This window comes from Enterococcus sp. DIV0170, from assembly GCF_051710765.1.
Classification (GTDB): Bacteria; Bacillota; Bacilli; order Lactobacillales; family Enterococcaceae; genus Enterococcus_A; species Enterococcus_A raffinosus.
The window spans coordinates 1,433,194-1,444,400 of the sequence record NZ_JBIOLG010000001.1 but is presented as its reverse complement, the minus strand read 5'-3'; the positions used below and the strand labels follow the sequence as shown (position 1 = coordinate 1,444,400).

Genomic DNA, 11,207 nt, shown 5'->3' with positions numbered 1-11,207 from the left:
ATACGCTATTCAAATTTTGTTTGTCAAGTCAGGTCTAACGAATTTTGTTCCACAAATCATACGAATCAAAAATATCTTGTGCTTTTTCTACACAGATAGCACCGTCCTGAATCAACTGATGGCACCCACTGGATCGTCCATCTAATATTGACCCTAGAACCACAAATACATCTTTTCCATAATCTAATGCTTGTTGTGCTGTAATGAGTGACCCGCTGCGCTTTTTCGCCTCTACCACCAATACGCCGCTGCTTAATCCAGCGATGATCCGATTACGCATGGGAAAGTGAAATTTCGCTGGCGTCGTACCATTAGGATATTCACTTAATACTAAATGATTCTGGCTCATTTCAATTTGCAAGTTTCCACTATTTTTAGGATAACAAATATCTAACCCTGTTCCAACCACTCCGATTGTTTTTCCTTGATTGCTGATGGCGAATTGATGGGCGAAGCTATCAATTCCCTTTGCTAGTCCACTAACGATCGTAAATCCGCGTTTCGTAATCTCAGGCATCAACTCCTGTAACACATGATACCCATAATTTGTTGCCTCGCGTGCACCTACAACTGCCAGCATCTTTCGTTTCAATAATGCTAAATCACCTTTATAAAATAATACAAGTGGTGGAGTCGGTACATGCCTCAAAGTCTCTGGATAAACTTCATCTTCAATCGTGATAAACTGGTGCGTTCTTTCTACTTGCTTCAATCGTTCTCCGGACCATTCATTCCAGTTGTTTGGCTTGGTTGATTGTGCTAATAGTCGGATTTCTAATCCATCAAATTGCCACCACTGATGCCGCTTCGCAAATTGATAAATGCGATGTTTCCCGAAAGCTCCAATGCCTTTAGTTAAACTTAAACGTAATAGAAAGTCATTTTTCAAAAAAATCCCTCTTTTCAGCTCTTTATCAAAAAGATACTTAAAAAAGAAGGATTTCATTTTATATATTTTTAATTGGTGCAAAAGTTTTTCGATGAATTGGTAAAATTCCCTGTTCATCAATAGCTTTTAGATGTTCTTTTGTTCCATAGCCAGCGTTTTTAGCAAAGCCATATGCCGGATACTGTTCGCCATACTTTGCCATCCACTCATCCCGATACACCTTCGCAATAATACTAGCCGCCGCGATTGAAACAGATCGGGCATCACCCTTGATGATTTTCTCCTGTGGTAAGCCATTATCCAATACCATTGCATCAATTAATAGGCAATCTGGTGCGATAGACAGTTGTTCAATCGCTCGTTGCATTGCGACCTTTGTTGCCTGATAGATGTTCAACTGATCGATCTCTTCCGCAGTCGCTTCGCCAATGCCGATTGCTCGCGCATTTCGTTTTATTTCCGTTACCAGCTCTTCTCGTTTATGTGCCGAAAGCTGTTTTGAATCATTCAAGCCTAAGATTTCATGCTCATCATTCAGAATCACCGCTGCAGCAACCACGGGGCCAGCTAACGGACCTCGACCGACTTCATCAATCCCACAGATTGCTCGAAACCCTTGAGCTTTCTTCTCGCGTTCAAAAATCGACATTTCTTGGTATTTTTCTACTAAGGCTGCTTGCTTATCCTGCTGCTTTTGCCATTGAGTTAATGCCAATTGAACGCCTTTACGCGTATCCAGACGAAACCCTGCTAAACGAGGATCGTCAGCCGATGTAATAACTTTTAGCTCTTCTTTGATGGCGCTGATTGATAATTTTTCCATTAAACACTTAGCTCCTCAAAACGATCCAGCGTGAATCGACCCAATTTTCCTTGACGAAGCTCAAGAATCAACATTTCACTGGCACGTTCATAATCATCTTTGAATCCTCGTTTTTCTGAAATCAGTAATAATAACTCAGGCAGTTCCATAAATAAATTATCTTCTGTTAATTTATAACGCTCTTTTAATTGTTCTGGATAAAAACGGCAAAAAACTTCTAGCAGATAAAGTGCTAGATCGTCTAGGTGTAGAAGATCATCCTTGATCGCTCCAGTTAATGCTAATTTTTTACCTACGCTTGGATCTTCAAACTTAGGCCACAAAATTCCAGGCGTATCCAACAGCTCTAATTGCGAACCAAAGCGGAGCCATTGCTGCCCTTTAGTGACCCCAGGACGATTCCCCGTACTAGCAATTTTCTTCCCAGCTAAATGATTCAACAAAGTAGATTTTCCTACATTAGGAATCCCTAAAACCATTGCTCGAATGGCCCGCGGCTTCAATCCTCTTTCTTTGTCACGTGCAATTTTATCAGCCAAAACTTTCTTGCTGGCAGGCACGATTTGTTTCACACTCTTATCATCCTTAGCCGTCAAAGCCAGAACATGGTGCCCCTGCTCACGAAAATAGTTTACCCATAAATTAGTTTGGTTTGGATCAGCCAAATCCGATTTATTTAATAAAATCAACCGCGGCTTTTGTTGAACAATCTGATCTAACATCGGATTACGTGAGGATAGCGGCAACCGAGCATCGATCAATTCAAACACAATATCAACAAACTTTAGTTTTTCAGAAACTTCCCGGCGAGCCTTAGCCATATGCCCAGGAAACCATTGAATCGTCATATGTAATTCCTCCTTAAAAATAATGTTCATTCGCTTTATACTTCTATTATATTTATCTTTTATATGGATGAAGAGGCACTATCTTTCATTTCATCTACATTCATTGCCTAGGCTTTTATGTCCACAGGCTATTGTATCATAACTATTTTTTTTTGCATTTATTTTAAGTAACAGACATTTAGAAAATTTTTTCATTGGACAAATAAAAGACGCAAAAGCTTCTAAAAACACTTTTACGCCCCTTAAGTTATTTAGTGTTAAGCTTAAAACGTGTATCCTCTTTAAACTTTTTCCGTGCAGGATTTCCTTCACAGCGAAATACTTGATTATTTTTCAAGTCATAAATTGAAGACCACACTGTATCTTTCCCTGTTTTACGATCATATTGACAGATGAACCCATATTTTCCACCTAATAATTGTTTAGCTTCTAAAAATTCTAGGCTTTGAAAGTTTTTAGACAAATAATTTTCTAATGTTTCGTACCTTTCCTCCGCAAACCAATCATCCTCTACTAACAGTTTCCGAGAAAAAAGTTCTGGTAAATGGAAACTATTTGTTGCACAGAGGTATCCATTATTCTTTAGAAACCGATAGGACAAGGTATCATTCGTGTACTCGACTAAGCAGGCCTCTCCAGAAAGATCGGCTAAAACCAAAGTTCCAGAAGTGCATCGAGGAAGAGTTTCTAATAGCTGCAATGCCTCTTTTACGCTACGACATTTTTCTAATAGAAGGCGTAAAATCATTCCGACATTCATCCCTGGCTTTACACTCTCAGGAAATACTGAAGTTAGAGCAATTGCTAGTCCCCATTGATTAACTCCATCCTCCATCTCAACAAAAGCAGTTGTATTTGCAGAAAAAGAGTAGGAATCTGATTCTTTAAAATCGTACAGGCAGTTCATATATAATTTTTCGATTTCAGTTAAAAAATCACTATTCCTTCCAAGTAAAAAGTTTTGATCATTTTTTACAATAAAGCTTGAACAGTTTGTCACTCGGACAAGTGCATACATTGAAAATAGTACCGCATATAAAAAGTTGGGATCCATTACTTGACCATTAGCTATCCCATCTATCTCGTCAACAATTTCTGGGAAATATTTTTTGTAATATGGCAAGCATTGTTTAGAAAACTCCCTCATTTCATCAGTTATTTCAAAGGGGATATTATCTGCTAAACTTTTATGGTTCTTCTTCAATAATTGCCCCCATTTTTTCCCTATCTCAAAGTGAGTACCTTTGAACCTCCCATGATACATGTGCTTTTGTCTCCTTTATATTCAGATTAGGAGTCGACTTCCTACCTCAAGGATAACTGAATAAAAATTTAACTTCAATGAAATAAAATGAGAACTTTTTTCAATTTTAATTGATTGGTAGATAGAAAAAAGATGGTGTTCAGCCATCTTTTACGAAATGATTTTAATGTGTGTCAATGGGTAATAAACTGCTTGTGCTTTCCCCAATATATCTTTGCCTTGAACTGTCCCGAAAGACCGACTGTCTTTTGAAATTCGTCGATTATCCCCCAGAACAAAATATTCATTATTCGGCAACTTTTTTTCACCGATTAATTCATTTAATTGAAAATCTGTGGTGTAAGGAGAAACTTGATGATCGTGACTTCGATTATTCGTTAAGAATGACTCCGACATTTTATGACCATTGACATAAAGTTGATCTTTCTCATATCGGATTTCATCTCCAGGCAGACCAATTACGCGCTTGATATAAATCGTTCCATCTGTTTGTTGAAAAACAATGACGTCGAAACGTTTTACTTTACTGAATTTTTCCATTAACACCATATCCCCTTGAGACAAGGTTTGGTCCATTGAGTTCCCAGTAACAGGAACAGGAATTAATAGAAAACCACGGACAATTACGCCAATAAAAAGGGAGATCAAGAAGTATTTAACGCCTAACCACAGGTGGTTTTTTGTCAATAAATTTTTCACTTGCTCCCCTCCCTCGTAACAAAAAATAGTTACTACTCGTTATTTATTTTTTTAACGTTTCTATAGCTTTAGAATAAGCAACATCATTTGCTTTGACAAGTTTAAACACTTTTTCCTGTAAGACATCCACTGTTTTATCATCTAAAGCTCCTGTTGCTGATAAATTATTTTCTGTTTGAATTTCAGCTACAGCATTTTTAGTAGCTTCATTAAACAAATTACCTTCTGTTGGATAGCCTAGTGCCTTAAGCATCGTATTAATATTTTTGATTGCATCACCAGAATCACCGATTCGCCAATTAGACTGCTTCGAAATCGGTGGCAGTTTAGCATATTCAGGATAGTCGGCTTCGATGGTTGGGGACACTCCTTTACCTTCTACAGAGGAGCCATCAGGAGCAAACCATTTCATAATCGTTAATTGAACATAGTTGTCCTTTCCAATCGGACTAAGACTTTGAACACTCCCTTTGCCAAAAGTATTCACACCAATAATGGGGTAGTTTTTATTTTTTACAGCTGCCGCTAATAATTCAGCACCATAAGAACTCTCTTGATCGACTAAAAACACTGTAGGTTCTTTGACCTTGAAGCCTTGATCGATTTTCTTGCCAGCTTTATCAATAGAAATAACCTTCTTATTATTCGAAAACTGTGCAATGGTGTCCCCATTTTCTAGAAAATAGCTCGCGACACGTTCAGCCTCGGCGATTAAACCACCAGAATTTTGTCGTAAATCAATAATGAAGGATTTAGCCCCCTCTTTTCGTAGTTCCTCAATAATCGTACGAAATTCCAGCGCTGTCGTTTCTCGAAAATTATCTATTTGAATGGAACCAATTGATTTGTCATTTTTATCGATTGTCCCTTTAACTGTATCCTCTGGGATAACATCTCGTTCAAGGACCACCTCAAATTTCTCTTCCCCTCGTTGAATCAGTAATTTGACCTGCGTTCCTTTTTTTCCACGAATCATACTAGATAATTGGTCTAATGATTTATCCTGCGTTTTTTTGCCGTCGACTTCCAGAATAATATCTTGAGCTTTCAGCTTTGCTTTCTCTGCGGGGGAGTTTTTTACTGGCACTCGATCAATCACTGGTAATCGATTTTCAAGTTGTAGATTTGCACCAATTCCTTCAAAGCTGCCAGCTACTTTCGCGTTCAATTCTTTTGTTTCTTTTGCTGTTAAAAATTCAGACTCTGGATCTTGCAGAGAATCTGTCATTCCCTTTAAGGCCCCTTGAATAAGCTGTTCTTTGTCAACCTTATCAACATAATTCGTGCTGATCAAATCATACAAATCTTGAACATCGTCTAAATCATTTCGTGTAATCTTTACAACGGAGTCATTGTCCATTGCTTGTTTTTGATCGATAAAATGTGTAACTACCGCAGTAATTACGATAGTACAGATGATTGATATTAAAAAAATCGATACTGGTAATGTTTTTTTCTGCAAGGCGCATTTTCCTTTCACCCTTTTTTTCATGATAGCATGCTAGAAAAAAAAGGAAAAGCCTTCCACAACTTTTCCTTCATAATTATTTATTGTTTTCTAAATATTTATCCCAAACCTGATCAAAAAGATCCATCGAGTCTAAATAATCGACGTTAAGTTCTAAATAATCTGTCACCTCATGATAATCTTCTGATTGTTTTGGAAACATGATGTCTTTTGCGACGGCGCCAGCAAATGTTTCAACAGGATCATTTGGATTATGGCCTCTCTGGGTCAAGATATAATGATAAAAACTTCTTCTCATTTGTTTCACCTCGATGACTGTTCTTGATCAATCATTGGCTTTCTTTTCTTTTGGTAAATACAAGCTAAACTGAATATCATCACCTACAAGATCGATATGGTTTGCTTTGATGAACATGCCATTATTCAGTTTGAATTCATTTAATTTCAAAACGATTGTTTGTTCATCTGGATCGATAGCTACCCATTTAGGGAATTTATACCCGCGCTTTACTGTAGCCATTACTTGACTGACAGGCAGGTTCAATGAGCCGATGGATAAATCTCTCGCTTTTAATTGAACATTGCCATTATCCATAACATATGGATCAAAGTAAAGATAAAAATCGACACTGGCTCCCAATATTTTAAATTCGCCCTTTAGCATAGCTTGATTTTCTAAATAAAATTCATATTTCACATCTGAACCTTTTTGCAAATCATTCAAAAAGTATTCCATAACGGTATTTAACTTTTTCTTGTTTGTGTTCATCGATAAAACAGGTGACCCTTTAGGTACCGTTGTTTCGCTGCTTGGTGGCAAATTTGTTTCTCTGGCGGTAAACACTCTCACCGTAGAGAAAAGAATGCCTCCTAAAATGATGCCGATTAAAACAAGAAAAGCAATTTTCCAACCATTGATTTTTTTCTTCGATTCTTCCATTAATTGCTCTCCTTTAATAACCACAAATCTTTCGTATCTACTATTTTATCCTTAATCGCCGTTGCCATTAGTTGATAACCTAAATTGTTCGGATGAAAATTATCCTCATCATAAAGTGCATTATTTTTAACTTCAGAACTTGAGCTTGCACTGGTTTCTTCAGTATCTTTTGTTGCGATTCCTTTATAGAGCAGATCGTTCACTGGTACGAAAAAGCAATTTGAAGTTTCTTTTGTTAATCGTTGTGTTTCATCATTCCAGTTATCTACTACTGTCTGCATCGCCTTGATATCCGGGAAATTCAAGTAATAAGGATTATAAATTCCGACAATATAAATTGGTGCTTTTGGGTTTAGTTCCCGCATCTCAACTAAAATTTCGTCCACTTGTTTGCCATACTTTTTAATGGAGCGATCAAATTGTTTGGCCGTTTTGGCCGTTAGATTTTTTTGAAACGCTTGAAAGAGATCGTTTCCTCCTACAGTCATCGTGATAATATCTGCACTGGCTAAACTATTTCGCAAATCAGAATCCTTCTTCACACGCTTCAGGATTTGGTCACTCCGTTCTCCGGAGACACCATAATTATCCTTTTCGATAGAGGTCAATTCATATTTTTGCTGCAAAGCGTCTGCTACTAATGGGACATAGCCTCCACGTTTCGTCTCATCCCCGACCCCTTCAGTTAAAGAATCTCCCACTGCTACAAAGTGAACAGATTTTTTATAATTCTGATTTTCGTCCCTGACGACATGGAGCCTCGGCTCAGCCTTAGGAATTGTCAAAAAAAGAACCAACAATGTAACTACGGCTGCCGCTAATGGGATCAATATTGTTGAAAATCGTTTCATTTATCTACTCCTCTGTAAAAAAACGCCTCTATTGCTAGAGGCAGGTTCAACTAATCTGTGTAATACATGATCGCAAAAGCTCCAGGACCCGTATGTGTAGCAACAATCGGGTTGGTATGCAGAACGGGAATATGCATATCAGGGAACATTTCCTGTAGTGCCTGTTTGGCTTCATCGATAAAATCTAACTTTCCAGCGTATGAAATTCCTATTTGTTTGACATTGACTTTCGCTAATTCATCCATAAACGCTGCGAACCATTTACTGAATGTCTTCTTGCCTCGGCCTTTTGTGATTGGTAATAACTCACCATTTTCAAGTTCCATGACCACACGCATGTTCAGTACACTGGAAATGACGCCTGCTACTCGACTAATACGTCCGCCCTTCACCAAATTATCTAATGAAGAAATTCCGATAAACAATTTACTGTGGTTCTTTACTCGCTCAACACCGGCTAAAACTTCTTCTAGACTAGCACCTGATTCCGCCAATTTAGCCGCTTCAATCACTTGGAATGCTTGAGATTGATCGATAAATCCACAATCAATTACCGTTACGTTGCTGCTGCTTAAGAAGGTCGCTTGTCGTGCTGCCTCAGCAGTCCCGCTCAATGTGTGGGACATATGAATAGACACGATGGGGCTCCCATCTTTTCCTAATTCATCATACAGCTCTGCAAAATAACCAATCGGAGGTTGACTCGTTTTAGGAAGATTTTTAGCCTGAGCCATCATCTCCATAAATTTCTCTCCAGTTAACTTATCGTCATCTGGATAAACCACATCATCAATCATCACTGATAATGGGATAACTGTAATATTTAATTCATCTCGAACTGATTTTTCAATCGTACAAGAGGAGTCCGTTACAATTTTAACATTTGGCATTCTGATCCTTCTTTCCATACCTAGTTTCAAATTAATTTTAGTATATCAAACCTTATGAAATAAATCATCGTTGAGGCTATTTCTTTATAAATCTTGAAAGAACCGTGTCACTAAGACCCGGCTCTTTCGTAGGTTTCAAAATAATAAAGGTAAGGATTTTTTTCATCTCTCATACCTTGTTTTCGTTCTGTTAATTGCCATTTATTCCAAAGCATCATTGGAAAATAAGCATCCCCTTCAAAACTAGCCTCAATAAAGGTCCGATAAATCTTCTTACAATAAGGTAAAAATTCTGTATAAATAGCGGATCCTCCAGCAATAAATGTTTCACCCTCATGATTCTGATCATAGGTAATCACTTCTTCTAACGAATGCATGACGATGACATTTTCAGCTCGATACTCCTTATCCCGCGTTAATACGATTGTTTGTCGGTTCGGTAATGGCCGACCACCCATCCCTTCAAAGGTTTTCCGTCCCATCACTAATGTGTGGTTGATCGTGGTCTCCTTAAAAAAGCGCAAATCATTCGGCAGATGCCACGGCAAATGATTTTCCTTACCGATTAAGCCATTTTTATCCTGTGCCCAAATTGCAATCAGCATAGTGTTCCCCCTAATTTATACCATTTTTTCTTTATTATCCTTCAATGATCTCACTTAAATATTCCCAACGAGTCATCTTTTCTTCTAGTGCCTGTTCAGTCTGCTCTATTTCTTTTTGCAGCTCTTGCAATTTGGTAAAATCATCTCCTTGATGATTCATTTCTTCCGTCAATTGATTTATCTTAGTTTCAAGTAACGCGATATCGTCTTCGATCGTTTCCCATTCTTTCTGCTCGTTATAAGAAAGTTTCTTTTTCCGTTCTTTGATTTGCGGCTTGGCTTTAACGGCTCTTTCTTCCTTAACTGGGGCTTGCTGTGCTAAATAATCCATGATGGAGCCAAAGTAAGAGGTGATTTCGCCTTCCCCTTCAAAAATCAGCAATCGTTCAGCAACTTTATCTAAGAAATAGCGGTCATGCGAAACCGTGATTACTGCTCCAGGAAACTCCTCAAGATAATCCTCTAAAACAGTTAACGTTGCAATGTCCAAATCATTGGTTGGTTCATCTAACAGCAGTACATTAGGTTGCTGAATCAATAGTTTTAGCAAATAGAGACGTCTTTTTTCGCCCCCTGAAAGTTTGCCTATCAGTGTACCGTGCATAAATCGTGGAAATAGAAAACGCTCTAAAATCTCTGCCACACTGATTTGTGAACCATCTCTCTGCTTCACTTCTTCTGCTGCTTCCTGTAGATAAGCAATCATTCGCATATTAGGATCTAACGTCTCATTCTGCTGTGTATAATAGGCTAAGCGGACAGTTTCGCCAACCTCGACGATTCCATCATCAAGTGGGATTCTTCCAGCTAAAATATTTAAGAGCGTGGATTTTCCGGCGCCATTTTTTCCAGTAATACCCAGTCTTTCCTTTGTTTGAATCAAAAGATCGAAATGGTCTAGGATCGTCTTATTTTCTATTGTGAAAGAAGCTTGTTTCAACTCTAGAACTTTTTTTCCAAGCCGAGTTGTTGCGATATTCATCTCAAGCTGACCATCATTTTTTACTTGATGTAAATTTTCCTTTAAATCTTCAAAACGATTGATCCGAGCTTGCTGTTTTGTCGTACGTGCCTTTGCACCAGCTCTCATCCAAGCTAGTTCCTGTTTGTATAACTGCTTTCTTTTACCTTCTTGTTCCACAGCTACTCGATCTCGTTCCGCCTTTGCAACTAAATAAGATTCGTAATTTCCTTGATACTCATACAGTTGACCGAAAGACAGTTCAAAAATACGGTTTGTCACACGATCTAAAAAATAACGATCATGTGTAACCATTAAGAGTGAACCAGGATAGCTCTTCAAATAACCTTCCAACCATTGAATCGCATCATAGTCCAAATGGTTCGTAGGCTCATCCAGCAATAACAGATCTGGGGCATCGATTAACACTTGGGCTAATGCCACACGTTTAATTTGTCCCCCTGAAAGTTCACTGATTTTTTTGTCTAATGTCTCTATACCAAGTTTGTTTAATATCGCTTTTGCTTCGCTATCCGCAGTCCAAGCGTCTTGCTTGTTCATTGCTTCTTCAGCCAAAGTAAATGATCGCTGTGCTGATTCACTATTTTCATTTGATAAAGCCAACAATGCTTTCTCGTATGAGCGAACTGTTTGCATTAAAGGATTATCCCCTTGAAAGACTGCATCTAAAACAAGGGTATCTGCAGAAAAATTCTGCTCCTGTGCTAAATAACCAATTCGATAATCACTCGCTTTTTCTATCGCTGAAATGTCTCCATCTCCGCTATCTTTTCCTGCCAAAATGGTTAGCAAACTTGATTTGCCGGTTCCGTTAACGCCAATCAATCCTATACGATCCTTCTCATGTATCAAAAATGAAATACGATCAAACAGTGTTTTGTCACCAAATGTTTTATACAACTCTGTAACTTTCAATTCTTTCATCTTGAACCATCCTCAAATTTCTCT

12 protein-coding genes are annotated in these 11,207 nt (G+C 38.1%); all 12 read right to left on the bottom strand.

All coding sequences use genetic code 11. The features are described from left to right. Window positions 1–34: 34 nt before the first annotated feature. A complete protein-coding gene (gene dprA / locus IGI50_RS06990) occupies window positions 35–889 on the bottom strand; it encodes a DNA-processing protein DprA (protein ID WP_438776594.1) in 855 nt (284 codons plus the stop codon). Between the two features lie 58 nt (window positions 890–947). After that, complete coding sequence (locus IGI50_RS06985) at window positions 948–1,712, bottom strand: ribonuclease HII (protein WP_010744645.1); 765 nt, start codon at window positions 1,710–1,712, stop codon at window positions 948–950. Further along, complete coding sequence (ylqF, locus tag IGI50_RS06980) at window positions 1,712–2,560, bottom strand: ribosome biogenesis GTPase YlqF (RefSeq protein ID WP_010744644.1); 849 nt, start codon at window positions 2,558–2,560, stop codon at window positions 1,712–1,714. Before ylqF ends, IGI50_RS06985 begins: the two co-directional genes overlap by 1 nt. Window positions 2,561–2,807: 247 nt before the next feature. Then, window positions 2,808–3,824: a C45 family autoproteolytic acyltransferase/hydolase gene (locus IGI50_RS06975; protein WP_218257185.1), complete on the bottom strand. Its 1,017-nt coding sequence runs from the start codon at window positions 3,822–3,824 to the stop codon at window positions 2,808–2,810. Window positions 3,825–3,974: 150 nt separating this feature from the next. Then, window positions 3,975–4,523, bottom strand: a complete 549-nt coding sequence (gene lepB, locus IGI50_RS06970) for a signal peptidase I (RefSeq protein ID WP_010744642.1) — start codon at window positions 4,521–4,523, stop codon at window positions 3,975–3,977. A 43-nt stretch (window positions 4,524–4,566) separates the two neighbouring features. Next, a complete protein-coding gene (locus tag IGI50_RS06965) occupies window positions 4,567–5,985 on the bottom strand; it encodes a S41 family peptidase (protein WP_010744641.1) in 1,419 nt (472 codons plus the stop codon). An 82-nt stretch (window positions 5,986–6,067) separates the two neighbouring features. Continuing rightward, on the bottom strand, window positions 6,068–6,289 hold the full coding sequence (locus IGI50_RS06960) for a YozE family protein (protein ID WP_010744640.1): 222 nt from the start codon (window positions 6,287–6,289) through the stop codon (window positions 6,068–6,070). Window positions 6,290–6,316: 27 nt separating this feature from the next. After that, window positions 6,317–6,931, bottom strand: a complete 615-nt coding sequence (locus IGI50_RS06955) for a YpmS family protein (protein ID WP_010744639.1) — start codon at window positions 6,929–6,931, stop codon at window positions 6,317–6,319. Then, complete coding sequence (locus tag IGI50_RS06950) at window positions 6,931–7,782, bottom strand: SGNH/GDSL hydrolase family protein (RefSeq protein ID WP_438776593.1); 852 nt, start codon at window positions 7,780–7,782, stop codon at window positions 6,931–6,933. The genes IGI50_RS06955 and IGI50_RS06950 overlap by 1 nt, the downstream gene beginning before the upstream one ends. A 50-nt stretch (window positions 7,783–7,832) precedes the next feature. Then, the gene (locus IGI50_RS06945) at window positions 7,833–8,672 is read right to left on the bottom strand and encodes a DegV family protein (RefSeq protein ID WP_010744637.1); all 840 of its coding nucleotides are present in this window, start codon (window positions 8,670–8,672) and stop codon (window positions 7,833–7,835) included. A gap of 110 nt (window positions 8,673–8,782) precedes the next feature. After that, window positions 8,783–9,277 carry a dihydrofolate reductase gene (locus IGI50_RS06940; RefSeq protein ID WP_438776592.1) on the bottom strand — a complete coding sequence of 165 codons (495 nt, stop codon included), beginning with the start codon at window positions 9,275–9,277 and terminating at the stop codon, window positions 8,783–8,785. Between the two features lie 34 nt (window positions 9,278–9,311). Beyond that, window positions 9,312–11,183, bottom strand: coding sequence for an ABC-F family ATP-binding cassette domain-containing protein (locus IGI50_RS06935; protein ID WP_438776591.1), 1,872 nt, complete (start codon window positions 11,181–11,183; stop codon window positions 9,312–9,314). Window positions 11,184–11,207: the final 24 nt, after the last annotated feature.